The organism is Streptomyces sp. NPDC039609 (assembly GCF_055596705.1).
Window position 1 is genome coordinate 610,388 of the sequence record NZ_JBVIUJ010000003.1, and the last position, 25,902, is coordinate 636,289.

At 71.8% G+C, this 25,902-nt stretch carries 20 protein-coding genes and 2 pseudogenes; 7 read left to right on the forward strand and 15 right to left on the reverse strand.

Going from position 1 to position 25,902, the window contains the following annotated elements:
- Positions 1-47: 47 nt before the first annotated feature.
- Together ACZ561_RS11805 and ACZ561_RS11810 are read left to right on the forward strand one after the other, a co-directional pair.
- Complete coding sequence (locus ACZ561_RS11805; protein WP_470992709.1) at positions 48-506, forward strand: MarR family winged helix-turn-helix transcriptional regulator; 459 nt, start codon at positions 48-50, stop codon at positions 504-506.
- 115 nt (positions 507-621) lie between these two features.
- Entirely contained in the window at positions 622-963 is a 342-nt protein-coding gene (locus tag ACZ561_RS11810; RefSeq protein ID WP_470992712.1) for a hypothetical protein, read from the forward strand.
- Positions 964-986: 23 nt separating this feature from the next.
- Here the strand turns inward: ACZ561_RS11810 and ACZ561_RS11815 are convergent, their stop codons facing one another.
- Positions 987-2,789 (reverse strand): IclR family transcriptional regulator domain-containing protein, encoded by a 1,803-nt coding sequence (locus ACZ561_RS11815; RefSeq protein WP_470992715.1) that lies wholly within the window; start codon positions 2,787-2,789, stop codon positions 987-989.
- Positions 2,790-2,943: 154 nt separating this feature from the next.
- Between ACZ561_RS11815 and ACZ561_RS11820 the strand changes: the two genes are divergently transcribed.
- A complete protein-coding gene (locus tag ACZ561_RS11820) occupies positions 2,944-4,122 on the forward strand; it encodes a 4-hydroxybenzoate 3-monooxygenase (protein ID WP_470992718.1) in 1,179 nt (392 codons plus the stop codon).
- An 85-nt stretch (positions 4,123-4,207) separates the two neighbouring features.
- Here ACZ561_RS11820 and ACZ561_RS11825 read toward each other — a convergent pair whose 3' ends face one another.
- Positions 4,208-5,560 (reverse strand): MFS transporter, encoded by a 1,353-nt coding sequence (locus ACZ561_RS11825; protein WP_470992721.1) that lies wholly within the window; start codon positions 5,558-5,560, stop codon positions 4,208-4,210.
- A 140-nt stretch (positions 5,561-5,700) separates the two neighbouring features.
- On the opposite strand from ACZ561_RS11825, the gene ACZ561_RS11830 reads away from it, so the two are divergent.
- Complete coding sequence (locus ACZ561_RS11830) at positions 5,701-6,138, forward strand: protein-tyrosine phosphatase family protein (RefSeq protein ID WP_470992724.1); 438 nt, start codon at positions 5,701-5,703, stop codon at positions 6,136-6,138.
- Positions 6,139-6,160: 22 nt separating this feature from the next.
- Here ACZ561_RS11830 and opcA read toward each other — a convergent pair whose 3' ends face one another.
- The 3 genes from opcA to ACZ561_RS11845 form a co-directional block, all read right to left on the reverse strand.
- Positions 6,161-7,084: a glucose-6-phosphate dehydrogenase assembly protein OpcA gene (gene opcA / locus ACZ561_RS11835; RefSeq protein WP_470992727.1), complete on the reverse strand. Its 924-nt coding sequence runs from the start codon at positions 7,082-7,084 to the stop codon at positions 6,161-6,163.
- A gap of 162 nt (positions 7,085-7,246) precedes the next feature.
- Positions 7,247-7,933, reverse strand: a complete 687-nt coding sequence (locus ACZ561_RS11840; RefSeq protein ID WP_470992730.1) for a DUF4232 domain-containing protein — start codon at positions 7,931-7,933, stop codon at positions 7,247-7,249.
- Between the two features lie 92 nt (positions 7,934-8,025).
- Positions 8,026-9,267 (reverse strand): MFS transporter, encoded by a 1,242-nt coding sequence (locus ACZ561_RS11845; protein ID WP_470993004.1) that lies wholly within the window; start codon positions 9,265-9,267, stop codon positions 8,026-8,028.
- A 99-nt stretch (positions 9,268-9,366) separates the two neighbouring features.
- Between ACZ561_RS11845 and ACZ561_RS11850 the strand changes: the two genes are divergently transcribed.
- Positions 9,367-10,179, forward strand: a complete 813-nt coding sequence (locus tag ACZ561_RS11850) for an AraC family transcriptional regulator (protein WP_470992733.1) — start codon at positions 9,367-9,369, stop codon at positions 10,177-10,179.
- Here the strand turns inward: ACZ561_RS11850 and ACZ561_RS11855 are convergent.
- Positions 10,119-10,961 carry an alpha/beta fold hydrolase gene (locus tag ACZ561_RS11855; protein WP_470992736.1) on the reverse strand — a complete coding sequence of 281 codons (843 nt, stop codon included), beginning with the start codon at positions 10,959-10,961 and terminating at the stop codon, positions 10,119-10,121. The genes ACZ561_RS11850 and ACZ561_RS11855 overlap by 61 nt on opposite strands.
- A gap of 75 nt (positions 10,962-11,036) precedes the next feature.
- Here ACZ561_RS11855 and ACZ561_RS11860 point away from each other — a divergent pair, with 75 nt between their 5' ends.
- Entirely contained in the window at positions 11,037-11,639 is a 603-nt protein-coding gene (locus ACZ561_RS11860; protein WP_470992739.1) for a sigma-70 family RNA polymerase sigma factor, read from the forward strand.
- A 31-nt stretch (positions 11,640-11,670) separates the two neighbouring features.
- On the opposite strand, the gene ACZ561_RS11865 is transcribed toward ACZ561_RS11860, so the two are convergent.
- The 4 genes and pseudogenes from ACZ561_RS11865 to ACZ561_RS11880 form a co-directional block, all read right to left on the reverse strand.
- Entirely contained in the window at positions 11,671-13,275 is a 1,605-nt protein-coding gene (locus ACZ561_RS11865; protein WP_470992742.1) for a glycoside hydrolase family 13 protein, read from the reverse strand.
- Between the two features lie 58 nt (positions 13,276-13,333).
- Positions 13,334-13,468 (reverse strand): annotated as a pseudogene (locus tag ACZ561_RS11870) (carbohydrate ABC transporter permease); the annotation flags it as partial.
- A pseudogene (locus ACZ561_RS11875) lies at positions 13,465-16,050 on the reverse strand (CARDB domain-containing protein); the annotation flags it as partial. The pseudogenes ACZ561_RS11875 and ACZ561_RS11870, both read right to left, overlap by 4 nt.
- A gap of 291 nt (positions 16,051-16,341) precedes the next feature.
- Complete coding sequence (locus tag ACZ561_RS11880) at positions 16,342-17,352, reverse strand: LacI family DNA-binding transcriptional regulator (protein WP_470992745.1); 1,011 nt, start codon at positions 17,350-17,352, stop codon at positions 16,342-16,344.
- Between the two features lie 277 nt (positions 17,353-17,629).
- Between ACZ561_RS11880 and ACZ561_RS11885 the strand changes: the two genes are divergently transcribed.
- Entirely contained in the window at positions 17,630-18,202 is a 573-nt protein-coding gene (locus ACZ561_RS11885; RefSeq protein WP_470992748.1) for an antibiotic biosynthesis monooxygenase, read from the forward strand.
- Positions 18,203-18,310: 108 nt separating this feature from the next.
- Here ACZ561_RS11885 and ACZ561_RS11890 read toward each other — a convergent pair whose 3' ends face one another.
- The 5 genes from ACZ561_RS11890 to ACZ561_RS11910 are packed head-to-tail and all read right to left on the reverse strand — an operon-like array spanning position 18,311 to position 25,873.
- Positions 18,311-19,222: an immunity 49 family protein gene (locus tag ACZ561_RS11890; RefSeq protein ID WP_470992750.1), complete on the reverse strand. Its 912-nt coding sequence runs from the start codon at positions 19,220-19,222 to the stop codon at positions 18,311-18,313.
- 55 nt (positions 19,223-19,277) lie between these two features.
- Positions 19,278-20,471, reverse strand: a complete 1,194-nt coding sequence (locus ACZ561_RS11895; RefSeq protein ID WP_470992752.1) for a Gfo/Idh/MocA family protein — start codon at positions 20,469-20,471, stop codon at positions 19,278-19,280.
- A gap of 25 nt (positions 20,472-20,496) precedes the next feature.
- Positions 20,497-22,734: a right-handed parallel beta-helix repeat-containing protein gene (locus tag ACZ561_RS11900; RefSeq protein ID WP_470992755.1), complete on the reverse strand. Its 2,238-nt coding sequence runs from the start codon at positions 22,732-22,734 to the stop codon at positions 20,497-20,499.
- 8 nt (positions 22,735-22,742) lie between these two features.
- Positions 22,743-24,194 carry a M1 family metallopeptidase gene (locus tag ACZ561_RS11905; protein WP_470992758.1) on the reverse strand — a complete coding sequence of 484 codons (1,452 nt, stop codon included), beginning with the start codon at positions 24,192-24,194 and terminating at the stop codon, positions 22,743-22,745.
- 5 nt (positions 24,195-24,199) lie between these two features.
- Positions 24,200-25,873 (reverse strand): extracellular solute-binding protein, encoded by a 1,674-nt coding sequence (locus ACZ561_RS11910; protein WP_470992761.1) that lies wholly within the window; start codon positions 25,871-25,873, stop codon positions 24,200-24,202.
- Between the last annotated feature and the right edge of the window lie 29 nt (positions 25,874-25,902).

Below are 25,902 nucleotides of genomic sequence, written 5' to 3' on the forward strand. Positions count from 1 at the left end.
AGGCACGTATTGTTCAGTACACCGACGAAATCAACCGGAGGCAGACGATGGCCGCGGTGGATCTGACCACCCATCCCGGGCACCTGGCCCGGCGGCTCCAGCAGGCCCACCACCTGCTCTGGACCACGATGGTCTCCGAGGAGATCACCTCCCCGCAGTTCGGCGTCCTGAACGCCCTGACGGCCGAGCCCGGCCTCGATCAGCGGACGGTGGGCGAGCGCGTGGGCCTCGACCGCTCCACCATCGCCGAGGTCGTCAGCCGGCTCACCCGCCGCGGGCTGCTCGACAAAGTGCGGGACCCGGAGGACGGCCGCCGCTTCCTGCTGCGACCGACCGAGGACGGGGAACGGACGCACCGCAGGCTGACGGTACGCACGGCACGGATGAACCAGGTGTTCCTCGCCCCGCTCTCCGCCGAGGAACAGGCTCAGTTCATGAGCCTGTTGCTGCGCGTGTCGGACGCGGCGGAGCGCCTGCGCGACCCGGCGGAGCCGATCGCGTCCTGAGAGGGCGGCCCTTCTGCCTCCGGGGCGATCCCGATGCCGCCGGGCGCGCCCGTACACCGGCCGATGGCGGGTGGCCCCACGCCGGTCGGGGGCAGGGCTCTGCGAGACTTCCGGCATGGCACACGATGACGCGACAGCGGTGACGATGGCCTCTCTCTTCGATCCGGATCCGGAAAGGTGGGGCCTGCGTGGCGACCCCTACGTCTGGTGGGCCCTTCGCGACCGGCTGTCCGGTACGGCCGTACCGGCGACGCTCGGCGAAGCGGTCGAACTCCTGCGAGCGACGTTCAGCGAGCTCGTGGGGGTCGACCTCGTCAGCGACCCCGCGTCGTCCGTGTACCGGGAGTCGTTCGCCCACGGCGGCATGTCCAGCGGCATGGTCTCGCTCGACACATGGCGAGAGAGCTTGATGCCTCTGCTCGCGTCGCGTGTGAGGACGCTGATCAGGTCCTCCTGATCGCAGCCGGTCCTCAACGGCACTCAGGCCTCCGACACGCGGGCGAAGCGCCCCGCCGTGCGCAGGTCGTCCTCGATCCGGGCGACCGTGGCGCGCAGCTCGGGCAGGACCTCGCCGACGCACTCGTCGACGGTGCGGCGGCTGCTGTGCATGGCCACGTTGACGGCTGCGACGACCGTGCCGGCACGGTCGCGCACCGGTAGGGCGATCGAGCGAAGGCCCTGTTCCAGCTCCTCGTCGACGAGGGCGTACCCCTGCTCCCGCACCCGCTCCAGGATCGCGGCGAGCTCCGCGCGGGAGGTGACCGTGGACGGAGTGAGGGCCTCCGGCTCGATGGACTCCAGCCACGCGGCACGAGCCTCCGGCGGCAGGTCGGCGAGCATCACCCGGCCCAGGGAGGTGGCGTGGGCGGGAAAGCGGGTGCCGACGGTGATGTGGACGCTCATGACGCGGCGGGTGGCGACCCGGGCGGTGTAGCGGACGTCGGCGCCGGCGAGCACCGCGAGGGAGGCCGAGTCGTGGACGCGGCCCGACAGTTCGGCCAGATGCGGCGCCGCGATCTGCGGGAGCGGCATGCGCGAGAGGTGAGGGAAGCCGAGGGCGAGGACACGGGGCGTGAGCCGGAACAGCCGCCCGTCGACGCTGACGTAGCCGAGGTGCTCCAGGGTGATCAGGGCGCGCCGCGCGGTCGCCCTGGCGAGCCCGGTGGCCTCGGCGACGGCGGTGAGGGGCAGCGCCGGCCGGCCCTCGCCGAAGGCGGTGAGGACGGTGAGCCCTCGGGCGAGGGACTCGATGAACCCACGGCCGAGCTCCTGCTTCGAGGCATGGGTCCAGTCGGCGAGACCGACGAGCGCGCCGGCTGCGCCGCCGGGCGCATGGGGTGCGCTCGCGCCCTGCGGCGCGGCCAGCGCGGCCAGCGCGGCCGGCGCCAGGTCGTGCGCCCCGGGCGTGGCGGGCTGCGCGCGCCCGGTCGGGAGCTGTGCGGCGGTCTCGCGCGCGTGCCGCTCCAGCAGCTGCTCCCACTCCGAGGTCGCGGCACGCAGCCGGGGCAGCATGGCCTCGCGCAGCGAGTCGGCGGTGTGACGGCTGGTGTGGCTGACGACGCTCGCCACACATGCGACGGCGCCTTCCGCGTCCCGTACGGGCAGGGCCAGGGCGACCAGGCCGGGTTCGATGAGCTGGTCGTCCATCGACCAGCCGCGCTCCGCCGCCCTCGCCGCCGATGCGGTGAACTCCTTCTCGTCCGGCCCGGTTCCGGGCGGTACGGCGGGGAAGCCGGCGCTCCGCGGGTCGGCGGCCCTGCGGGAGCGCCAGCGCTCCCACTCCGTCCCGGTCCAGTCCGCGGCGAACAGCGCCCCCGGGGCGGTACGTTCGGCGGGCAACAGGTCGCCGATACGGAAGCTGAGGGACATGGCACGCCGGCGGGTGGCCTGATGGACGAAGCGGATGCCGTCGCCGTCGGCGACCGCGAGGGAGACCGATTCGTCGAGTTCGTCGGCGAGCGCGTCGGCGTGGCGGCCGAGCAGACCGGGCAGTCCGAGCGCGGCCAGATAGGCGTTGCCGAGCTCCATCAGGCGGGGTGCGAGAAAGACGTCGCGGCCGTCGAGGCGTACGTATCCCATGCGCGCGAGCGTTCCGGTCACCCGGTCCACGGTGGAGCGGGCCAGACCGGTGGTGCGCTCCAGCTCGCTGAGGCTGAGCGCCCCGTCGGCGTCGGTGAGCCGGCGCAGTACGGCGAGGCCGCGCATCAGCGGGGCGACGGCTTCCTGCGGCACCTCCGGCTCGTGCGGCGCGTCCGGCGCCGGAGCGGTTTCGGTCGATGGCATGGACTCTCCCTGACGGATCTTGGGGACACCGTAGTGAATGACGTCGGAGGGGGCCCGGTGCGTCCACGCCGGGCGTTGACAGCCGACCGCGGCGGGCGCAGACTCGGCCCACTCTTGAGTGAAGTTTATTTCACTATACGAACACGGAGAGCTCATGCACACCACCGTCGGGATCATCGGCGGCGGCCCGTCCGGGCTGCTGCTCGCCCGTCTGCTGCACAACGCCGGTGTCGACTGCGTGGTCCTGGAATCCCGCGACCGTGCCTATGTCGAGCGGCGCCAGCGCGCCGGAATCCTCGAACAGGCCACCGTCGACGCCCTGCGCTCCGCCGGGGCCGGGGCACGGCTCGACGCCGAGGGCCTGGCCCACGACGGCATCGAGCTGCGCTTCGACGGGCGCGCCCACCGGGTCGACCTCCCGTCGCTCACCGACGGCCGCCGGGTCTGGGTCTATGCGCAGACCGAGGTCGTCAAGGACCTGATCTCCCTTCAGCTCGCCGAGGGCGGGCCGCTGCTGTTCGGCGCCGAGGTGCGGGCGGTGGAGGGCGTCGAGACGGTCCGCCCGTCGATCCGCTACACCCACGAGGGCCGCGACCAGACCCTGACGTGCGACTACGTGGTCGGCTGCGACGGCTTCCACGGGGTCGCGCGCACGGCGCTGCCCGAGTCGGAGCGCACCACGTACGAGCGGACGTATCCGTACTCCTGGCTCGGCATTCTCGCCGAAGCCCCGCCCGTGTACGACGAGTTGATCTACGCCCACTCCGAGCGCGGGTTCGCGCTGGCCAGCATGAGGTCCCCGGCCGTGAGCCGGCTCTACCTCCAGGTGCCGAACGGCACCGATCCTGCCGACTGGTCCGACCAGCGCGTCTGGGACGAGCTGGACGCCCGGTTCGCGCTCGGCGAGGAGCCCGGGTGGCGGCTGGAGCGCGGCCCGGTCATACAGAAGTCGGTGCTGCCGATGCGCAGTTCGGTGACCGAGCCGATGCGGTTCGGGCGGCTGCTGCTCGCCGGGGACGCGGCCCACATCGTTCCGCCGACCGGTGCGAAGGGGCTCAACCTCGCCGCGGCCGACGTGATCGTCCTGGCGCGCGCGCTCGCCGAACGGTACGCCACGGGCTCCACGGAGCTGCTCGACACATACTCCGACACCTGCCTGCGCCGGGTCTGGCGGGCCGAGCACTTCTCGTACTTCATGACGACGACGCTGCACACCGACCCCGGGCAGCTGCCCTTCGACACCAGGCTCCAGCTCTCCCAGCTGGAGCGGATCGCGACCTCGCCGCACGCCGCGGCGGAACTGGCGCAGAACTACGCCGGGTTGCCCCTCTGACCGCATTGTGCCTCGCGAGGGCCGGCCCGCCGGATGTTCCCGGCGGGCCGGCCCTCGCGCCCGGGTGCTGCGGCCGGGCGACCTGTCAGTCCTGGGCGGCCAGGCCGACGGCGGGAGCGGGGACCTTCGCGCCGCCGCCGCGCCCGGTCCGGCGGGCGAGCGGGACGAGGGCGATGGCGGTCGCGCCCACGAGTCCGGCCAGGGCGAAGGCGGTGAAGCCCCAGCCCTGGTTGCCGTTGGAGGCGAGCACTCCGACCAGCCAGGGGCCGACGACGGCGCCGGTGCGGCCCACCCCGGTGACCATCCCGAGGCCCGCGGCGCGCTCGCTGTCACGGTAGACGGTGTTGGTGGCCGCGTAGACCATGACCTGGGCGCTGAAGAGCCAGACGCCGGTGACGGCGACGACGACATAGGTGACGCCGAGCGGCAGTTGGGCCTTGAGCAGCAGGGCGCCCGCGGCCGTGAGGACGAACCAGACGGCGGAGACGCGGACCGCACCGAACCGGTCGGCGGTGCGTCCGGCGATCAGCATGCCGACGATGCCGCCCGCGTTGATGACCATCAGGAAGCTGACCGAGGAGCTGAGTCCGTAGCCGGAGGCGCGCATCATCTGCGGCAGCCAGGTGGAGACGCCGTAGACGAGGAGCAGCCCGCAGAACGACGCCAGCCAGAGCAGCGGCGTGGCCCAGCGCGACTCGGGGCGGAACAGCGCCCGTATCGCGTCGATCCGGCCCTTCGCACCGGCGGCCGGGGCCTCGACGGCGGTGGGGCGGGCGAGTCCGTAGCGGTCGGCGACCGCGTCGGCTCGCTCCCGCTCACCGCGGGCGAGAAGCACACCCGGCGACTCGGGCAGCAGCTTCAGGAGCAGCGGGACGGCGATCACGGCCGGCAGGACGCCCGCCCAGAAGACCCAGCGCCAGCCGGCGGCGGGCGCGAGGGTGAGACCGAGGCCCGTCGCCGCCATGCCGCCCGCGTGGTACGAGGTCATCAGGAGCCCGGTCATGAGGGCGGCCCGGCGGGGCGGGGCGAACTCGAGCACCATCGCGAGGCAGAGCGGCATCAGTCCACCGAGCCCGAGGCCCGCGACGAAGCGGCCGGCTCCGAAGAGGGTCACGTCCCCCGCCAGCGCGCAGAGGCCGGAGCCCACGGAGAAGAGCACGACGCTGGCCACGAGCATGGGCCGGCGCCCCAGCCAGTCGGTGACGTTCCCGGCGGCGAGCGCGCCGACGAGCATCCCGAAGGTGGTCCAGCTGCCGATGGTGCCGGCGGTGGCAGGGGTCAGCCCGAGGCCGTCGTCGTCGAGCATGTGCGGCATCACGGCGCCGTAGATGTTCACGTCCATGCCGTCGAAGAAGACGGCGAGCCAGCAGAGGGCGAGCACCGGGAAGACCGTGCGGAACGTGTGGGGGGCGCGGGGCGGGGAGGAGGTGGAAGTCAATGTGTGTCCCTGAATCGCGAGCGGCTCGTTCGCCTGGTGAAGATTGCTTCACTGACAGGTGGCAAGAGTGTCGGGGTGGGACGTACGGGTGTCAATGAGTTCGGGACCCGGGTTCGGGCGGCGCCGATTACGGTGGGCGCATGACCGAGTTGTGGAAGCCGACCGACGCCGGGGTCCTGCGTCTGCCGTCCGGACGTGTGGTGCGGGGGCGCGGCCTTCGGCACCCTCTTCCGCCGGGCCCCGCCCCCGAGTTCGCCGTCCATCTGCTCGGCAGGCGCCCGCCGGAGACCGACTGGGAGTCACGGTGGCTGCGCTGGCCGGACTTCCGGCTGCCGGCCGACCCCGCGGAGGCCCGGGACGTCCTCACGGAGGCGTTGTCCCGGGCCGGGCACGAGCGCGTCGAACTCGCCTGCGGGGGCGGTGTCGGCAGGACCGGGACGGCGCTCGCCTGCCTCGCCGTCCTCGACGGCATCCCGGCCGACCGGGCGGTGGAGTTCGTCCGCGGCGGGTACCACCCCCGTGCGGTCGAGACTCCCTGGCAGAAGCGGTACGTACGCCGGTTCTCCGGCCCGAACTGACGCTACGGAGCCGTCCTGACGCCTACGGAGCCGTGGGCGCCTGGGTACGCAGGGCCGAGGCGTAGATCTCGTCGGGGTCGAGCCGGCGCAGCTCCTCCGCGATCAGCTCGGCGGTCGTGCGCACCTTCAGGGCGAGGACGCGGCTGGGCTGGCCGGGGATCGACAGCATGGCGACCGGGCCCTCCGGGCGGTCGATCACGATCTCGCCGTCGGGGGTGCCGAGGCGTACGGCGGTGACCACGGGACCCTCGCTGACGACCCGTTCGACCGGTACCCGCAGCCGGTCCTCGAACCAGCGGGCCAGCAGTTCGGCGCTCGGGTTGTCGGGTTCGCTCTCCACCGCGGCCGAGACGACGGTCGCCCGTGCCTGGTCCAGTGCGGCGGCCAGCATCGAACGCCAGGGTGTGAGCCGGGTCCAGGCGAGGTCCGTGTCCCCGGGGGCGTAGGACGCCGCGCGAACCGCGAGTGCGGCGAGGGGGTCCTCGACGGCGTACGCGTCGGTGATCCGGCGCTGGGCGAGTCGGCCGAGCGGGTCGGCGGACGGGACGTCGGGGGCTCGGGCCGGCCACCAGACGACGACGGGCGCGTCCGGGAGCAGCAGGGGCAGGACCACGGAGTCGGCGCGGGCGCCGAGTTCACCGTGGAGGCGCAGCAGCACGGTCTCGCCCGAGCCCGCGTCGCTGCCGACCCGGACCTCCGCGTCCAGGCGCGTCTCGTGGCGCCCCCGGGGCGAGCGGGCGTGGCGCTTGATGACGACGAGCGTGCGTGCGGGGTGTTCGCGGGAGGCCTCGTTGGCGGCCTTCAGCGCGTCGTAGGCGTTCTCCTCGTCCGTGACGATCACGAGCGTGAGCACCATGCCGACGGCAGGTGTGCCGACGGCCCGGCGGCCCTCCACGATCGCCTTGTTGATCTTGCTGGATGTGGTGTCCGTGAGATCGATCTTCATGCCCGGCGCCCGTTCCTTCTGTCGCGTGCGATCGCTGTAACGGTAAGCGCTGCACGGGCCGGGGATCTTCCCTCGCGCCCGCGCGGGCGGGGTGTCGCTCCCCCGCGCCGCGCGCTCCGTGACGCGGGCACCGTCCGGCGCCCCCGGCCGTCGGCACGTCTCCTACAGGCTCAGTGCGTCCTCCGCGTTGTTCACCCAGGCCGTGACGGAGTTCCTGGCGGGCGAGACGTACAGGCCGGGCGTCGATGCCGTCAGGGGTGTCTGCGCCAGGTCGGACTCGGTGTTCATGGTCATCGCGATCGAGTGGACGGTCCTGCCCGTGCCGTCGTTCGTACCACCCATGAGGCCGGCGTAGGCGGACTGGCCGGGCTCGAGCCTGATCGCGTCCTCGATGCCGGGGGCCTCGCCCCGCTCGGTCGCCTGTCCGTCCAGGTCGCCGAAGGTCACGACCGGATGCCCCAGGACCTTGCACGCCTTGGCGGTCTTGTTGGTGATCTTCAGCAGGTAGCTGCTCGTCGTGGGCTCCGCCAGGTTCGCGGCGAACGTCACGTCGAAGGTGCTGCAGGGAAACACCGCGTGGTCGGGGTCGGATGACGAGCCGTCACTCCCGCCGGAGGGCTTCTTGCCGGGAGAGGTCGGCGGGGTGGTGGGCTTCGTCGGGCTCGCGGTCGGCGGGGTGGTGGGCTTCGTCGGGCTCGCGGTCGGCGGGGTGGTGGGCTTCGTCGGGCTCGCGGTCGGCTTCCCGGCTCCGCGCTCCGCGTCGTCCCCGGTGGGGCCGCAGGCCGTCAGGGCGACGGCGGACACGGTGACGGCGGCGAGGGCGAGGGCGGCTCTGCGTACGGTGCTCATGGTCTGGGTCCCCCGGTGAGTGGTGAGTGCGCTGGACTGACCACCAGAGTCCCGCCGAACGTTCACAGCTTGGTGACGGGGCCTTCCCGGGTTCACCACGGTTGTCGGCGTGTCTCGCCGCCGGCGACCGGCTCGTCCGCCGGCCCCGTCGGCGGTCGGGCCTCCGGCGGCGCTTCGCTGTCGGCCGGGGACGGCGCGGCGGGCAGGGCGGGCGGCTCGGGCTCGCGCAGGGTGCGCAGAAGCACCCAGCCGAGAGCCGGCAGGGCGATCAGGGGTGCGAGGGCGGTCTGCAGCGAGGTGGCGTCGGCAACGGCTCCGACGAACGGGGCGGCCAGGCCGCCGATGCTGACGGTCAGGCCCAGCGTGACGCCCCCGGCTGTGCCGACGCGCCGGGGCAGGTAGTCCTGACCGAGCGTCACATGCAGGGAGAACGGCACGTACAGACCGGCCGAGGCGAGCGCGACGAAGACGTGGAGGAGCGGGCCGGGGACCAGGACGACACCGGCCACGGCGAGGACGGTCAGGGCGTAGGACCACCGCACGACCGTGATGCGCCGGTGGCGGGTGGCCAGCCTGCCTCCGGCGACGGTGCCGACCGCGCCGCCGAGGTAGAGCACGAACAGGGCGGCCGTACCCGAGACTTCGCCGCCACCGGTGCGCTGGCGCGCGTACAGCGAGATGAACGTACTCAGACCGACGAAGACGATCGACCGGCACACGACCGCACCGGACAGCCGGGCGAAGGACGCCCAGTCGTCCCTGCCCGCGGCCTCGTTCGCATCGGGGGCCGCGTCGGACACCCTGGGCGCGCCCGGCGCTTCGAGCGCCCGCAGCGCCGCCGCACACAGGGCCCCGCCGGCGAGCGCGGGGACGACCAGCAGCGGAGTGGCGCCCAGCCCGCCCGTGGCGATGACGGCGGCGACCAGCATCGGGGCGGCGGCGAAGCCGAGGTTGCCGCCGAGCGAGAACCAGCCCATCGCCGTATGACTGCCGCGGCTCGCATGTCGCGCCACGCGGGCGGCCTCGGGGTGGTAGGCGGCGACGCCGACGCCGGACACGGCGACGACCGCCAGGGTGAGGGCGTACGAGCCGCTGACGCCGCTCATCGCGACACCGGCGCCGCCGAGCAGCGCGCTCACGGGAAGCAGCCACGGCATGGCCCACTTGTCGGTGAGCGCCCCGAACAGCGGCTGAACCACCGACGACAGCAACGAGGCCGCCAGTACGAGTCCGGAGGCGGCGGCGTAGGTGTACGCCCGCTCGGAGACGAAGAACGGCACCAGGGCGGCGACCGCTCCCTGGTAGACGTCCACGCAGGCGTGTCCCAGGGACATCAGCGTCAGGGGTCTGTTGCGCGGGGTGGTCCGTTTCGTCGACACCGTTCGATCGTGGCAACGCGGTCGGGTGTCGCGCTTTCGATAATCTGCCGAGTTGTGTCGAACATCCGCCAACCGGACTCCGTCCGCCATACGCCGCAGGCGCCGACCCGCGCCCAGATCCTGGCCGCCGGGGAGCGGATCGACGCGCACCGCCACGACGACCACCAGATCGTCTACGCGGGCTCGGGCGTGCTGGCCGTCACGACCGACGCCGGCACCTGGTTCGCCCCCGGTACACGCGCGATCTGGGTCCCGGCCGGAACCGTTCACGCCCACCGCGCCCACGGCCACCTGGATCTGCACCTCATCGGCCTGCCAGCCGACGACAATCCGCCCGGTCTGGACGCCCCCACCGTCCTCGCCGTCGGCCCGCTCCTGCGCGAGCTGATCCTCGCCTATACACGCACCCCCGACGACACAGGTCCCGAACGCCGCCGGCTTCTCGCCGTTCTACGGGACCAGCTACGGGCCTCGCCCCAGCAGCCCCTCCGGTTGCCGACCCCGGCCGATCCCCGGCTCGCGGCCGTCTGCGCGATCCTGCGCGACGACCCTGCCGACCCTCGGACCCTGGCCGAGCTCGGCGCCGCGACCGGAGCCGGCGAACGCACGCTCAGCCGGCTGTTCCGTGCCGAACTCGGCATGACCTTCCCTCAGTGGCGCACCCAGGCGCGCCTCTATCACGCCCTGCGCATGCTGGCCGACGACATGCCGGTCACCACCGTCGCGCATCGCTGCGGCTGGTCGTCCACCAGCGCGTTCATCGAGGTGTTCCGCCGCGCGTTCGGGTACACCCCGGGCGCGCACCGTCAGCGCAGGAAGGCCGCCGCGGTGGCGACGAACAGCTCCGGGTCGTCGACCCACGGGTAGTGGCCGGCACCGGACTGCACGACGAGTGAGGCAGCGGGGAACAGTCCCGCGTACTCGGCGGTCGAGGCGGCCGGACTGTTGAGGTCGAACTCCCCCGCGAGCAGCAGGACGGGGCCACGGAACGCGGCCAGCGCCGCACGGGTGTCCGGCGGGTCGAAGGCTCCTTCGGCGCCGAAGCCGGCGACGGCCTCCGCGTTGTCCGGTCGACTCGCCGCGTGGTGGACCCGCGCCTCTGCGTCCCAACGCCCCCAGAAGAAGGGGGCGATGGCCTCCCAGTCGCTGCCGGTGCCCTCGGTGATCGCCTCCAGCGCGGCGTACGCCGCCGGGAACCACGGCTCGTCGCCGCGCCGTCGGGCTCCCTCGCGCCGCATCTCGCCGGTGATCGCGATACCGACGGCCGCCGTGCCGGGGGTGATCAGGGCGAGCCTGCCGACGCGGTCCGGGTGGCGGGCCGCGTACCGCACCGCGAGGTTCGCGCCACCGGAGTGGCCGAGGAGATCCATCCGCGCCAGGCCGAGGTGCTCGCGCAGGGCCTCGACGTCGTCGACGAGGCGGTCGCAGCGATAGGAGGAGGCGTCCTCGGGGATCGCCGACAGGCCGGTCCCGCGCGGGTCCGGCAGGATCAGGCTGCGATGGGCGGACAGCCCGCCCAGGTCGCCGAGGTAGCGGGAGTCCGTGGGGCCTCCGGGGAGGCAGACGAGGGGGTCGCCGGCTCCCTCCGTGCGGTACGCGAGGCGGGTTCCGTCGGACGCGGCGAATTCGGACGCGGTGAATGAGGGCATGGCGGGATCCTGTCACCCATAACCTGGTTGTACAACCCGGTTATACCTCGTGGTCCCAGGGTGTATAACCGAGTCATGACAGGTGCGGAGGACACACTGACCGAGGAACAGGCCGAGCGCATGCTCGCCGCCATGAACGAGGTCATCCGTGCGGGCGAGGAGATGCGGCAGCTGCGCGCCGAGATGATCCAGCTGCTCGCGAGCCTCGGCTGGACGCAGGACCGGATCGCCCGGATCGCCGACATGAGCCAGCCGGCGGTGTCCAAACAGGTGGCGAAGTACAAGCCTGCCGACCCGCCGCCGCCCATGGAGCTCTCCCTCGACCAGTCCGACGTCCCGTGGCTCGAAGGACGTCTGTGGGGTCTCGCCGAGGAGATCTCCGCGTTCTGCGACGGCACCGCGCGCTGCGCGCGCCACGTCGAGGCGATCGCCCGCGGGAAGAAGCGCTTCACGCCCCAGAACGTCGACGCGCTTCGGCGCCTGGTCGAGGAGGACCTGATGCGGCACCGGGAGGGGCTGCCCGCCGCCTTCCGGGACGCGTACGACGTGATCGGCCGGGGTCTCGACGTGCCCACGAAGGTCACGTCGACCGGGTCACCCGCCGGGTCCCCTTCGGCACGTCGCACCCTCGCCCACCGTATCCAGCGCGACCGGCTCAGGGACGCCTCCCGGAGCTGAACCGTTGCGTCCCCCGTCCCCCGTCCCCCCGTCACCCCGCTCCGCGCGGAGCACGCAGCCACACCGTCGTGTCGGACGGCAGACGGCCCTCCCGGTCGAGCGGGGCGCTGGCGAGGAGCAGGGTCTCGTACGGCGGGAGCGTGACGGGGGTGACGGAGAGGTTGATCAGGCAGAGCAGACCGCCCGCCCGCGCGAAGGCGAGCACCCCTTCGTCGGCGGGCAGCCAGGTCAGGGGACCGTCGCCGAAGCCCTCCTCCGACCTGCGCAGAGCCAGGGCCGTCCGGTAGAGCGCGAGCATCGACTCCGGGTCGGTGCTCTGCCGGTCGACGGCGTAGCGGGCCCAGTCCTCGGGCTGGGGCAGCCATGGTCCGGCCTGCGCGCCGAAGCCGAAGTGCGGGGCGTCCGCCGCCCAGGGCAGCGGGACCCTGCAGCCGTCGCGTCCGGGGTCGGTTCCTCCGGAGCGGAAGTGCATCGGGTCCTGGATCCTCTCCGGTGGGACGTCGGCCTCGGGCAGCCCCAGTTCCTCGCCCTGGTACACGTACACCGAACCGGGCAGGGCGAGCGTCAGCAGGGCGGCCGCGCGGGCCCGGCGCGTGCCGAGGGCGAGGTCGGTGGGGGTTCCGAAGGCCTTCGTCGCGAAGTCGAAGGCGGTGTCCGTACGGCCGTACCGGGTCACCGTCCGGGTCACGTCGTGGTTGCAGAGGACCCAGGTGGCGGGGGCTCCGACGGGGGCGTGCTCGGCGAGGGTGTCGTCGATGGTGCGACGCAGCCGGGCCGGCTCCCAGGGGCAGGCGAGGAAGTTGAAGTTGAACGCGGTGTGCAGCTCGTCGGGACGCAGATAGCGGGCGAAGCGTTCGGCGTCCGGCAGCCAGACCTCGCCGACGAAGACCGCTCCGTACTCGTCGGCGACCGCCCGCCAGGAGCGGTAGATGTCGTGCAGTTCGTCCTGGTCGATGTACGGGTGCGGGTCCACGCCCTCCTCGAAGTCGGCGAGCGCGGGGTCCTTGGCGAGCAGGGCGGCGGAGTCGATGCGTACGCCGGCGACGCCGCGGGAGAACCAGAAGCGGAGCACGTCCTCGTGTTCCCGGCGCACCGCCGGGTGGGCCCAGTTCAGGTCGGGTTGCTCGGGGGTGAACAGATGGAGGTACCACTCGCCGTCGGGGACGCGGGTCCAGGTGGGACCGGAGAACTGGGAGGGCCAGTTGTTGGGCGGGAGTTCGCCGTGGGCGCCTCGGCCGGGGCGGAAGTGGAACAGTTCGCGCTCCGCGCTGCCGGGCCCGGCGTCCAGCGCGGCACGGAACCAGGCGTGCCGGTCGGAGACATGGTTGGGGACGATGTCGACGATGACCCGGATGCCGCGCTCGGAGGCCTCCGCGATCAGCTTCTCGGCCTCGGCGAGGGTGCCGAAGGCGGGGTCGACGGTGCGGTAGTCGGCGACGTCGTACCCGCCGTCGACCAGGGGTGAGACGTACCAGGGGGTGAACCACACGGCGTCGACGCCGAGTTCGGCGAGATAGGGCAGTCTCGCCCGGACACCCGCGAGGTCACCGGTCCCGTCGCCGTCGCCGTCGGCGAAGCTGCGGGGGTACACCTGGTAGATGACGGCGTCGCGCCACCAGTCGTGAGGGGCTGCCACGTGACGGTCCTTTCGGGCAGGGGGTTCTGCACCGCCGGGAGGGGGTGGGGGCTCGCGGTCAGCCCTTGAGTCCGCCGGCGGTGAGACCGCTCATGATGTTGCGCTGGAAGACCAGGAAGACGATCAGGGTCGGCAGGGAGGCGGTCGTGAGCGCGGCGATCAGGACGTTCACCGGGACGCCGTTGGAGAGCGATTGCCCTGGCCGAACCGCCCGTTGAGCCCCACACCACCCTCGGCGTTCCCGTCCCCGCCCCGGATCGTGCCGGATCCGAAGATCGCGATGTCGGAGATCTGCGTGTTGTGGTCGATGTCGAAGCCGAAGTTGCCCTCGTGCGGATGGTTGATGCCGCCCGCCTGGTGGGGCGGAGTGAGGGTGTACAGCTGTGAGTGCCACATGCCCGCGCCGCGGATGGTGACGTCGCGGATGCCCACCTGGTTGAACTCGCCCCGGTTCAGCGGGTCGTCGGTGAGGATCTTCTGTTCCTGCCGCCACTGGCCCGCAGGGATCCAGACGCAGCCGATCTCGCCCTTCTGATCGGCGGTGACGGCGCGCTGGAGGGCGTCCGTGTCGTCGATGCCGTCGTTGGGCACGGCTCCGTAGGCGGTGATCGAGGTGCAGCCGGCCGGTTGGGCCGCGGGCGGGGCCACCTGCTCCAGGTCGATCAGGTCGAGGATGTAGAAGGCCGCCGTGTCACCGGCGTCCCGCTGGAGCCGGAAGGTGGTGCCCACCGGGTACGTCCGCGGCAGCAGCGCGTGAGACTCGTCGAACAGGCGGCGGGCGTCCACCTGAGGGGAGTTGGTCAGCCCTTCGGGGCTGTCGGTGTCGCCGTACAGCCAGCTGTGCTTGGAGGAGAGCGTCAGCTTCCGCTCGAAGGAGCCGTCGACGTAGAGGCTGATGGTGGCCTCCCTGCCGCCTCCACCGGGCGCATCCGGGATCGAGTTCCGCACGACGAGGGAGTTGGCCGCGTGGGCAGAGGTGAACTCCACGTACTGGCCGGTGGAGTCGAGCCGTACCGACTGCCGACCGGAGGACTCCGAGGCGAAGTTGGTGTGACCGAAGGTGCGCTTCCGGTCGGCGGTCAGGAGGGTGCCCTGGTATCGGCCGCTCTCCGCCTCGTACTCGGTGTACGGGACGGCTGCGCCGCGCCCGACGACGATCGAGCGCGCGAAGACGTTGTTGTTCTCGTCGGTCTCGGCGACCGTGCCCGTGGCGTCGGCCGTCGCGGTCAGCGTGGCCGCCCCGTTCGTGGCCGTCCACCTGCCCGCGACGGCAACGGTGGCCGTCTGCCCCGCCGCGATCGCCCCCGTGGCGCCGTCGAGCGTGGTGCCCCCGACGGCCAGGCGCGTGACCGTGCCGGCCGCGACGCCGGTGGTACCGCGGTTCCGCACGGTCACGGTGAAGCCGACGGACGCGCCGGCCGCTGGGGCCGCCGGGTCGGCGGTGATACCCGTGACCAGCAGGTCCGGGCCCGGGCTCTGACCCACGACCAGCTCCGTCGACGCGGTCCGGCTGTTGTTGGAGTCGTCCTGCTCGACGACGGCGTCGGTCGGGTCGACGACCGCCGAGACGGTGTACGTGCCCATCGGGCGCTTACCCACGGCGACCGGGACGATCGCGGAGGCCCCGGCAGCGAGCGCGGGCACGGGGGCCGAGCCCGCCACCGCGCCTTCGAGGCTGACGTTCACCGTACTGGCGGGCGAGGGCGCGGTCCCGGCGTTGCGCACGGTGGCGTTCACCGTCACCGCGTCCGTCTCGGACGGAGCGGACGGCGACCAGGTCAGATCGGTGACGGTGAGGTCCGGGTTCGGCGCCGCGGCGCCCACGACCAGGAGTTCGGCGACCTGGCCTCCGGGGGCGCCGGTGTTGGAGAAGAAGGTGAGCCGGATGTCCGCGTGGCGGCCGGTCACCGGGATGGTGACGGTGTTCTGCCCGGCCGAGGGAGTGAAGGTGTGGTCGGCGCGCTCCTTGAGCACGGTGAAGCCGGAGGCCGACTGCTCACGCCCGAGCACCTGGAGCGACTGGGTGCGCGGGCCCCACACCTGGGCGGGGTTCAGTTTCACCACGACGGCGGTGACATCGGCGTTGGCGCCGAGCTTCACCGTCAGACTCGACGGGAACCCCGCCGACTCCCAGTAGGTGGCGACGTTGTCGTCGTTGGCGTTGGTCGCGACGTAGTTCTGCGTCGTCGAGGTCGCCTCGATGGGCTTGCCGCGCGCCAGGTTCGTACCGTCGGCAGGCGGATCGACGGGGCCCTGGCCACCTTCTCCGTACACCTCCAGTTCGGACAACTGGGCCGCGTTCCATCCGGAGTTGGTGCTCATCCGGACCCGTACGTAGCGGACCGTCGCGGCGGATACGTCGATCGTCACCGTGTTCGCCAGGTTCGGGTCGAAGGTCCTGGCGGCCGCACCGGCGAGAGCGCCGAAGGTGCCGCCGTCGTCGCTGCCGAGCACACTGAGGTTCTGGACGCGCCCCTCCCAGGTGGTGGGAAGCTTCAGCGTGACCCGGTCGACGCGGGTCGCGCCGCCCAGATCGACCTGGACCCATTGCGGGAACGAGCCCGCGGGGCCTTCCCAGTACGACTGTTGGCTGCCGTCGGTGACGTTGCCGGCGGGGTAGGCGCCGTGGGCGCCACCGGCCGTCGCGGTCCTGCCGAGAGCCAGATTGGGCCCCTCCGCCGCGCGGGCGATTGCGACGGGCAGCAGCCCGACGCACATCAGGCCCGCCATCACCGCGCCGGCGACGAGCCGGCGGACGTGGTGTTTCCCTCTCATGATGGCCTCTTGTTCCGTGATCCGGAGCTCGGACGATGACAAGAACGCTCGCCAGGTACCTGACATGTTTCTGGCGAGAAGGAAGCACCGCAGACATCAATCTTTTGAGTAACTCGGTCGATTCTTTGCGGCGCCAAGCCGACAGGTTTCTACCGGGCCATCGCTTTGTCAACGGCCATGACAACGGGCGGGGTTGTGTGGGCACCGGCTCAGGCGCAGCGGAACGGCCCGGCTGCCCGCGTGAAGCGGGGGCCGGGCCGGGGTTCTCGGGACGACCGGGATCCGGAGTCGTTACCCGACGGGCGCCTGGGCGGTCGAGCCGCGGACGACCAGCTCGGGCTCGAAGAGCAGCTCGCCCGGGTGGGTGTGGGTGCCCTGGATCTGGGCGCACAGCAGCTCGACCGCGGCCCGCCCCATCGCCTCGATGGGCTGGCGGACGGTCGAGAGGGGAGGCTCGGTGCAGTTCATGAACGCGGAGTCGTCGAAACCGACGACCGAGACGTCCGTGGGGACCACCAGCCCGCGCCGGCGGGCGGCCCGGATGGCGCCGAGCGCCAGCGGGTCGCTCGCGCACACGATCCCGGTCACCCCGCGCTCCAGGAGGCGCGCGGCGGCCGCCTGGCCGCCTTCGAGGGAGAACATCGTCCGCTCGACGAACCTCTCCGGCAGCTCCCCGCCCGCGGCCTTCGCCACGAGCCGGGCGGCCTCCAGCTTGCGGCGCGACGGCACATGGTCGCCGGGGCCGAGGACCAGGCCGATCCGCTCGTGCCCGAGCGAGGCGAGATGGCGCCAGGCCTGTTCGACGGCGACGGCGTCGTCACAGGAGACGCAGGGGAAGTCCAGTCCCTCGATCGGGGCGTTGATGAGGACGACCGGCACGTTCCGCTCGGCGAGTTGCCGGTAGTGGTCGTGCGCCGCGTCGGCCTGGGCGAAGAGTCCGCCGGCGAAGACCATCCCGGAGACCTGCTGTTGCAGCAGAAGCTCCACGTAGTCGGCCTCCGAGACACCGCCCTTGGTCTGTGTGCACAGCACCGGCGTCAGCCCCTGCTGCGCCAGCGCTCCGCCGATCGCCTCCGCGAAGGCCGGGAAGATCGGGTTCTGCAGCTCCGGCAGCACCAGACCCACCAGACGCGCCCGTTCACCCCGCAGTTGCGTGGGGCGCTCGTACCCGAGGACGTCCAGGGCCGTCAGGACGGACTGCCGAGTCGCCTCGGAGACACCGGGCTTGCCGTTGAGAACACGGCTGACCGTGGCCTCGCTGACCCCCACCTTCTTGGCCACCTGAGCAAGTCGTCGCGTCATGCGCGCAAGACTAGCGCAAGCACCGCAAGCGAATTGCGTCCTCGTCGCAAGGAGAAGTGCCGACGGATGCGATTCCGCCGATCTTGCACCGCCGCGGCACGGAAGTCGTAACCTCGCCAGGCGTGTGATCAGCGCGCGCTGCCGTACCTCCTCCGGCGAGGTGAGCCGGCCTGCGTGGACCACGGAGATCATGCGCCGGTACGACTGAGGGCGGCGGCCGGAGGAGGTGGCGCCGCGTAGAGTGGGCGCGGGCGCGGCGTGATCATGAGGAGTACGAGTGACCGCTGTGAGTCTGGAGCACGCCACCGTCCCCGCCGACACCGGCGAGGTGACCCTGCTGATAGCCCGCAGGGTGGAGCCCGGATACGAAGCCGCCTTCGAGAAGTGGGCCCAGGGCATTCTCGCCAGTGCGGCCACCTTTCCCGGCCATCTCGGCTACGGGCTCTTCCGCTCCTCCGGAGGCGACGCCCCATGGTTCCTCGTCCATCGCTTCCGTGACGCGGCGGCCTGCAGGGAGTGGCAGGAGTCACCGGAGCGGGCGGCGTGGTTCGCGGACTGCGAGGGGCACCACCACACCGAGATCGCCCGACGGCGACTGACCGGCATGGAGACGTGGTTCGCCAAGCCGGGCTCGACCAGACCCGCGCCGCCACGATGGAAGATGGCGATCAGCGCGACGCTGGCGATCTACCCGATCTCCGTCCTCGGCGGCTACTTCCTCGTACCCCACCTGACCGCGCTGCCCCTCCTCCTCAGCAGCGCGGTCATGGCGTGCGTGTTCAACGTGCTGATGACGTACGTGGCGATGCCGGCCGTGAGCCGACTCCTGCGCGGGTGGCTCGGGCGCTAGGCCTCGGGCTCCCGGCCGTCGGCCGCCACGCCGACATTGAACCGAACGTCGGACCGGAGGTCGAACCGGAAAAACGTCGGACCGGAGGTCGGCCCGGACATCCCGACGTCAGACGCCGACGCTCGGAGCGCCTTCGGGGGCCCGCAGCAGGGCTTCCGGCAGATAGCCGGACGTGACACCCAGGTCCCACCCGTGTACCTGAACGGCCAGCGCGGCCAGCGCGATCACACCGACCGGCAGTAGGCTGCGCGGGGCGGCGTCGGCCTCCACACTCTCGCGGTGCTGGACGAGACGGCCGGCCAGGGCCTCTTCGAAGGCCGGCTGGTCGTCCTCCAGGAGCACACGCAGGAGTTGCTGGTCGGGCGAGAGCACACCGACGGCGTCGAGGCGGCGCACCGCCTCGGCGCGCTCCTCGGCCTCCGGCATGCAGAGCGTCACGGACGGCCAGTCCCGGGGCAGGTGCCCGCGCGACGGGGTCAGGTAGCCGCACAGGGCGTCCATCTCCGCCAGGTCCGCCGGCTCCGATCGTGACTCCAGCCGGGAGTACGGCACGCCGTCACGGATCGCGGGCGCGTAGTCCTCCCGCAGCAGCAGTCCGATCACCCGCTCCCGTTCGCGTACGACACCGCTGACCAGGCAGAGCCCGAACGCGTCCAGCCAGGTCCGCGCGGTGGGCACCTGGTCGACCCCGTGCCCGAAGCTGAACTCGTCGCTGCTCAGGGTCTCGTTCACGAGCGGGAAGGAGATCTCCCAGTCCCCGTCGGGGAAGGCCCCGAGTTCCAGCACCCCGAACGCGCATGCCGCCGAGGTCAGCAAGGCCCTGCGTGAGGGCGCGGAGCCGAGCGCGGGTTCCTCCAGAGTACGAGCGGCGACGTGGTCGAGCAGCTCGTCGCCCATCTCCCGCAGCGCCTGCAGGGACAGTCTGTTGTAGCGCAGCCCGTGCCAATGGCCGAACGCCCGCCCGCCGATGTCCTCCAGCGCTTGGACGATCCGCTGTTCGTCGACCTCGTGACGTGTCACTTCCCGCACGGTTGTCGCCCTTCCTTGATCCGTTCGACCGGCGAACGAAACGCTATCAAGGGCGCTGCCCGCGCTCGAAGTAGGCGACGAGTTCAGGGTCGAGGGCCGGGACGTCGCGGGGTGTGCCGCCGTCGCGCAGCGACTCGGTGGCACGGACTCCCGCGGCGACGGCCATGCGGGCGGCGACCGGTGAGGTGTCGGTGCGGCCGCCCTCGCGAACGAAGCGCAGGAACTCGTCGATGAGCAGGGGGTCGGCGCCTCCGTGTCCGGCGTTGTCCTCGGCGTCCGGAACGGCGTATGCGGCGTCGGCGTCCGGACGGTAGGTCGAGCGGCGGGAGTTCCAGACCTTCACCACTCCCCCGGGCCCGTCGCCGAAGTTCTCCAGACGTCCGGCGTCGCCGATGACGGTGTAGTTGCGCCAGTAGTCGGGGGTGAAGTGACACTGCTGATAGGCCGCCAACACCCCGTTGTCGAGGCGCATGTTGACCATCGAAACGTCCTCGACGTCGATCACCGGGTTGAGGGCGCGCTGGGTGTGCGGGGGCCAGTGGCCGTCGGCCGTGTACCAGTCGTCCGCCTTGGGCTCGCCCGGCGCGCGGCGGTGCGGGTTGTCGCCGTAGACCATCAGGTCCCCGAGGGCCTGCACCTGGCGTGTCCAGCCGCCGGCGAGCCAGTGCAGGACGTCGATGTCGTGCGCGGCCTTCTGCAGCAACAGCCCGGTGGTGTTGCGTCGATCGGCGTGCCAGTCCTTGAAGTACCAGTCGCCTCCGTAGCCCACGAAGTGCCGTACCCATACGGTCTTGACCTCGCCGATCTCGCCGCGCGCGATGATGTCGCGCATCAGACGGACGACCGGCATGTGGCGCATGTTGTGGCCGACGTACAGCCGTGTTCCGGTGTCGCGGGCGGTCCGCAGGATCTCGTCGCAGCGCTCGATGGCGATGTCGAGGGGCTTCTCGACGAAGACGGGTTTGCCGGCCTTCAGGGCTTCGCAGGCGACGTCGGCGTGGGTGTGGTCGGGGGTGAGGACGAGGACCGCGTCGATGTCGGGGTCGGCGATCACCTCCCGGTGGTCGTCGGTCACCCGCGCGCCGGGGAAGGCGAGCGCCCCCTCCGTCCGCGCCGTGGCGTCGTGGTCGGCGAGCGCGGTGATTCGGGAGCCCGCGCCCGGCCGGTGGGCGGTGCGGGCGAGGGTGCCGCGCAGTCCGTAGCCGAGGACGCCGAGACGCAGATCGGAGGGGGTGGGCATGGGAGCTGCCTTCCTTTGAAGAGGCCTACGGGTGGATCAGGACATGGGCCAGGGCCACACGTCCGGTGCCGCTGAGCTTGATCCTCACGTATCGGGCCTCTCTGTCGGTGTCCAGAAGGGTGGGTCGGAGCGCCTTGCCGGTGACGTGGAGTGTCGTGGCGTCGGAGAAGTCCGCCGTGGTGGCGACCTGGACGTCGAAGTCGGCCGTGGTCATCGAGGTGTTGTTCCAGACCTCGATCTGTCCGACGTGACGGCTGTCGCCGAGGTCCACCTGCCACCATGCGCCCGGTTCGGCGAGGGTGCGGGTGTCGGTGGTGGTGTCGCCGTCCGTGGCGTGGGCCGCGGCCGCCGTGCCGTCGGTGGACGACTGGGTGGCCGTGCCCGCCCGGGCCAGGTCGGGGCGGAGCTGTTCGACCTGGCCACGTCCTCCGGCGCCCGCGGCCGCGGCGACGTGCAGCGCCTCTGCGGGCAGTCGGTCGAGCCCGGTGTGGTTGGCGGTCATGGTCGAGCCGGTGCCTGTGAGGGCGGGGGCGGCGGTGTCGGTCCAGTTGCCGGTGGCGTGGTTGTCGATGCCGTAGTCGGCCCAGTTGGAGACCCACTTGTAGCCCACGCGGGTGAGCACGTTGCGGGTGACGGTGATGTGGCTGGACTGTTCGTCGAGGTAGATGCCGTTGCCGTCGCGCTCGGTGTTGCCGTACGCGCTGCGGTTGATGTAGTTGCCGGAGATCACGGTGCCGGGCTGGGCGCCCTGGGTGTAGACGGCGCCGCCGTCGTGCTGGTCGTACGCGACACGCATGACGTTGGTGATCCGGTTGTTCGTGACGCGGTTGTCGCGCAGCACGGACGTCCGGGCTTCGGGCTGGTTCCAGCCCCAGCCGACGGAGATGCCGGAGTACGGCAGGTCGTCGAGGGTGTTGTGGTCGATGACGGTCTCGGCCTCGTACCCCGCCCAGATGCCGACGGCGTCGGTGTATTCCACTCCCGTGCGTCGGATCGTGTTGTACGACACCGTGTTGCGGGCCCCCGCGAGTTCGGCGGCCGGCATGGGTTCCGTGTCACCGATGTAGGCGGCTCCGGAGGAGAGGTCGGTGAACCGGGAGCGGGTGAGGGTGGAGTCCTGGGTGCCCTGCTCGAAGACCACGCCGGCGCCGCCGAGATGGGTGAACGCCACGTGGTCGACGACCACCTGCCGGCCGCCCCGGACGGTGAGCGCGGCGGCGGGCTTGGTGTAGTAGCGGCCCGCGTGGTCGGTGGGCCCGGTGGCACCGGTCAGGGTGAGACCCGCCTGCATCCCTGCGTACCCCTCGTCCGTGGAGGGCTGCGGATAGGCGGCGTACGCGAAGCCGATGCCCGTGACCCGGAGATCGTGCGCGCCGTCGAGGACGAGCAGGTTCTCGGTGACCGGGCTGACGGTCTCGGCGCGGCGCATGTTCTCGCCCCGGCGCGGCAGGTACGTGACGGTGCGCGCGGCCGAGTCCCAGACGAACTCGCCCGGTTGGTCGAGCAGTTCCCGGGCGTTCTCGAAGAAGGAGACCTTCGTGTAGCGGGACGAGTCGACGGTGGTCGTGTCCCAGGCCGGCCCGGTGCGGTCGGTGCCGGAGGCCGAGTTGGTCCAGCAGGGCTGTGCGAACGTCATGACGTCGCCACCGACGGAGGTGATCCGGCAGTGGTAGTTGCGCCACCGGACCCGGATGACGGCCTCCGCGTCGGTGGGGCGTGCCCAGTCGGCGATGCCGGTGGCCCGCGCGCCGGTCATCCCGGTCTTCGTGGCATCGCACACGGAGGCGGGACAGGAGTCTCCGCGCGCCCGGACGGCCCGTACACCGTCGACGAAGAGCTGACGCGGGGTGACACCGTCGGGGGCCTTGGCGGTCCAGGTGCCGTCCGCGTTCTCGGACCAGCCGGTCAGCGCCCGGCCGCCGGAGAGTACGGGGTCGGCCCCGGGGGCGGCTGTCCAGGTGACGGTGTGTCCGTCCCGTCCGGAGTCGGCCGCGCCGAGCTCCAGCGGCTTGCTCAACGTGTAGGTGCCGTCGGTCAGTTCGACGCGGACGTCGCGTCCGTGGACCGTGCGGGCGGCGTCACGGGCGCCGTCGAGGGAGCAGGGCCGGCCGGGGCTGCAGGTCGAGCCCGAGCCGTCGGGGGCGGCGTGGAGGGTGCGGGGTGCCGGCCCGGCCGCGGTGGCCGGGCCGGCCTGCGCGGCGGGGGCGGCGGAGAGGAGGGCGGCCGTCGTGGCGAGTGCGAGGACCAGGCGGGTGCCGTTCATGGTCGGCATCAGCTCCAGTCGGGGTGGCCGGGCATGGCCGGGTTGTCCAGGCCGAACAGCCACTCCTCCAGGAAGGGGCGCAGCGTGGGGTCGTGCGTGACGCGCGCCGCGTTGTCGATGAAGTCCTGGGAGTCGGCGTTGCCGTGCCGGTGCGTGATCAGCCAGGACTTCATGATCGCGTCGAACTCGTCCTGGCCGACCCGCTGGTGCAGGGCGTAGAGGACGACGGCGGCACCGTCGTAGATGTTGAATCCGCCGAGCGCGGTGGGCAGCCCGGGCGGGCCGTCGCTCTTGCGCACGGCGTCGAGCTTGCCGTACGCCGTGCGCATCTTGGCCTCCATGGAGGCGGTGCCCTGCTGGTCGGCCCAGAGGGCGGCGTAGTAGACGGCCGGCCCCTCGTTCAGCCAGGCGCTCTGCCAGGTGCGGGGCGTGACCGAGTCGCCGAACCACTGGTGGGTCAGCTCGTGGATCATGACGTTCGTGTACGTCGTCGAGGTGCTCGCGTCCTTGAACCAGCCGGGCCCGAAGAGCGAGAGGGTCTGGTTCTCCAGGGCGTCGGCGTACCCGTCTCGGACGATTTGCATCCCGTACGTGTCGAAGGGGTAGCGGACGCCGAGGGTCTGCTCCAGCCAGGCGATCTGGCCGCCGGTCTGCTCGACGATCGGCCGGTAGGTGGCGACCTGGTCGTCGGGGACGTAGTGGCGCAGTCGCACACCGTGCGGTCCGCGCCCGGTCAGCAGGGTCTGCTTCTCCACGGAGATGCCGAGGAGTTCGGAGGCCATGGGGGCGTCGAGGCGGAAGTCGAAGGTGGTCTTCCCGTCGCCGGCCGGGCGGATGCCGGTCGCCGTGCCGTTGGCGGCGGGCGTCCAGCCGTCGGGCGCGGTGAGGTGAAAGGTCCAGCTCGCCTTGTCCATGGGGGTGTCGTTGACGGGGGCGAAGGTGTCGGCGCGGGACGACTGTGCCGCGGAGGCGAAGCCGCCGTCGCTCATGGAGCGCCAGCCGGGTGCGCCGATCGGCTTGGTCTTTCCGTTGCCGTGGTAGGTCACGGCGACCTCGAAGGGGCGGTGGTCGCGAAGCCCGCCGGTCGGGGTGACGGTGAGTTCCTGGCCGCTCTTGCCGAGCGAGACGGCCCAGCCTGCGTCCTTGCCGTTCACCTTCACCTCGTCGATGGCGAGGGAGTCGACGTCGAGGTTGAACGAGGAGAGGTCCTGGGTGGCCTTCGCGCGGATCCTCATGGTGCCGGTGAAGTCGTAGGTCACCGGGGTGAAGTCGAACGACAGGTCGTAGTGCTGGACGTCGTAGCCGCCGTTGCCGAGGGTCGGGAAGAGCGGGTCGCCGACGCCGTCGGAGCCGGGCTTCGGGTCGAAGCCGTGGGCGCGGGCGGGTGTGCCGAGCAGCGGCAGGGCGATCACCGCGGCGACGGCGGCGATGCCCGCCTTCGTGAGGAGCGTACGTCTCATGGTGGTCACTTCTTCCCCTTCTGCGAAGCCTGCTCGAATTCGGCGCGGCAGGTGTCGCCGCCCGCGTCGCGCCACTTGCGCACCACGGCGTCGTACGAGGAGACCGGCTTCCGGCCCGCGACGATGTCCTTCACGCCGTCCTGGTGGATGGTGAGGAGGCTGCCGTTGCCCTTGGAGTCCCAGGTCGGCGAGGCGTACTCCTGCGTCGGGTCGTGCTGCATCATCGGGATCAGCCGGGTGTACGCGTCGTGGACGTGCCGGACGGCGTCCGCGGACGCCGCGTTGAACAGCGGCGGTACGGGCGAGGAGAGCTTGTTCCACGGCACAGCGATGTCCTGGATGCCCTGCTTGGTGAGCTTCGGGTTGCCCTTGGCGTCGCGCTCGTGGTCGACGCCCTCGACGCCGTAGTAGATGAGGGTGTACTCGACGGAGCCGAACGGCGATGCCGCGAAGTCGGCCAGGGTGAGGATCTCCTTGACCCGCTTGTCGTCGGCCTTCCTTATGTGGGTGTTCTGGAGGGCGACGTTGTCCATCCAGGCGACGGCGCTCTTGCCGAAGGGGGTCATCGGCCGCACGTCGAAGGAGGGGTCGACGGCTGCCATCGCGTCGACGTAGCCGGTGCCGGGCTGGAGGAAGGCGGGCATCCCGTCATAGACGTAGGCGGCCTTGCCGCTCTTGAACAGGTTGGTGTACTCGGCCTTCTGCGCACCGACCATCTGGACCGTGCCCGGGTGGAAGCAGCCCGCCTTGTACAGCTTGGCGGCCGTCTCCACGGCCAGCCGGTACGCGTCGGTCTCCAGCTGGTAGGTCCACTTCCCCGTGGCGGGGTCCATGGACCAGAAGTACGGGGCGCCCGCGGACTCGGCGAGCAGGGTCGTGACGCCGGCGGAGAAGGCGTACTGGTTCTCCTTGGGCCGGGTCAGCTCCTTGGCCAGTTCGACGAACCGGTCCATGTCGGTGATCTGGTCGAGGCTCGTGACACCGGCCCGCGCGAAGAGGTCGTGGCGGTAGAAGCCCGCGCCGGTGGTGCCGTAGCGGGTGATCGGGATGCCGTAGAGGCGGCCGCCGAAGATCGCCTGGCGCCAGGCCTGTTCGGGGATGGCCGCGAGGTTCGGATAGTCCTTGATCGCGTCGCCCGCGAGGTGCGGCGTCAGATCGGCGCACTTGGCGCCGAGGAAGCCGGGCAGATCGTCGACACCGCCGGTCTCCGGGTACATGAAGATGTCCGGAAGGCTGTCGCTGGCCACCATCGTGGAGAACTTCGCGGGATAGTCGTCGGCGGGCACGGCCGTGAAGTCCACCTCGGTGCCCAGCATCTCCTCGATGGCGCGCCATGCGGCGTTCTTCTCCCGGGCGGGCGGCGGCGTGGTGAAGGTCTCCGTGGTCGCCGTGATCTTCTTCGCCCCCTTGAGCGGGGTTGCCCGGGTGGCGCGCAGCGGCTTGGCCGGGTACGAGAAGTAGCCCTGCGGGACACCGGCGGCCGTGCCCGCGAGATCGGGCTTGAGACCGATGTTGCGGACCGTGGTGCGGGGGATCAGCGAGGCGCTCTTCGCCTCCGCCTTCGCCGTGGTGCCGCCGTCGCCGCAGGCGGCGAGCAGCGGGGCCGCGGCCACACCGAGGCCGACGCCCGCACCCCAGCGGAACAGGGTGCGCCGATTGATGAATGTGGAGCCGGACATCTGAGTCTCCTCAGCGAAATGGCGTACGG

What these genes read in the sequence shown, in the direction of transcription:
- ACZ561_RS11840 (WP_470992730.1), bottom strand. Translation starts at nt 7,933, where the DNA reads ATGAGCACCGTACGCAGAGCCGCCCTCGCCCTCGCCGCCGTCACCGTG.
- ACZ561_RS11815 (WP_470992715.1), bottom strand. Translation starts at nt 2,789, where the DNA reads ATGCCATCGACCGAAACCGCTCCGGCGCCGGACGCGCCGCACGAGCCG.
- ACZ561_RS11910 (WP_470992761.1), bottom strand. Translation starts at nt 25,873, where the DNA reads ATGTCCGGCTCCACATTCATCAATCGGCGCACCCTGTTCCGCTGGGGT.
- ACZ561_RS11830 (WP_470992724.1), top strand. Translation starts at nt 5,701, where the DNA reads ATGACCGAGTTGTGGAAGCCGACCGACGCCGGGGTCCTGCGTCTGCCG.
- ACZ561_RS11900 (WP_470992755.1), bottom strand. Translation starts at nt 22,734, where the DNA reads ATGAACGGCACCCGCCTGGTCCTCGCACTCGCCACGACGGCCGCCCTC.
- ACZ561_RS11810 (WP_470992712.1), top strand. Translation starts at nt 622, where the DNA reads ATGGCACACGATGACGCGACAGCGGTGACGATGGCCTCTCTCTTCGAT.
- ACZ561_RS11880 (WP_470992745.1), bottom strand. Translation starts at nt 17,352, where the DNA reads ATGACGCGACGACTTGCTCAGGTGGCCAAGAAGGTGGGGGTCAGCGAG.
- ACZ561_RS11905 (WP_470992758.1), bottom strand. Translation starts at nt 24,194, where the DNA reads ATGAGACGTACGCTCCTCACGAAGGCGGGCATCGCCGCCGTCGCCGCG.
- opcA (WP_470992727.1), bottom strand. Translation starts at nt 7,084, where the DNA reads ATGAAGATCGATCTCACGGACACCACATCCAGCAAGATCAACAAGGCG.
- ACZ561_RS11820 (WP_470992718.1), top strand. Translation starts at nt 2,944, where the DNA reads ATGCACACCACCGTCGGGATCATCGGCGGCGGCCCGTCCGGGCTGCTG.
- ACZ561_RS11845 (WP_470993004.1), bottom strand. Translation starts at nt 9,267, where the DNA reads ATGTCCCTGGGACACGCCTGCGTGGACGTCTACCAGGGAGCGGTCGCC.
- ACZ561_RS11855 (WP_470992736.1), bottom strand. Translation starts at nt 10,961, where the DNA reads ATGCCCTCATTCACCGCGTCCGAATTCGCCGCGTCCGACGGAACCCGC.
- ACZ561_RS11860 (WP_470992739.1), top strand. Translation starts at nt 11,037, where the DNA reads ATGACAGGTGCGGAGGACACACTGACCGAGGAACAGGCCGAGCGCATG.
- ACZ561_RS11895 (WP_470992752.1), bottom strand. Translation starts at nt 20,471, where the DNA reads ATGCCCACCCCCTCCGATCTGCGTCTCGGCGTCCTCGGCTACGGACTG.
- ACZ561_RS11805 (WP_470992709.1), top strand. Translation starts at nt 48, where the DNA reads ATGGCCGCGGTGGATCTGACCACCCATCCCGGGCACCTGGCCCGGCGG.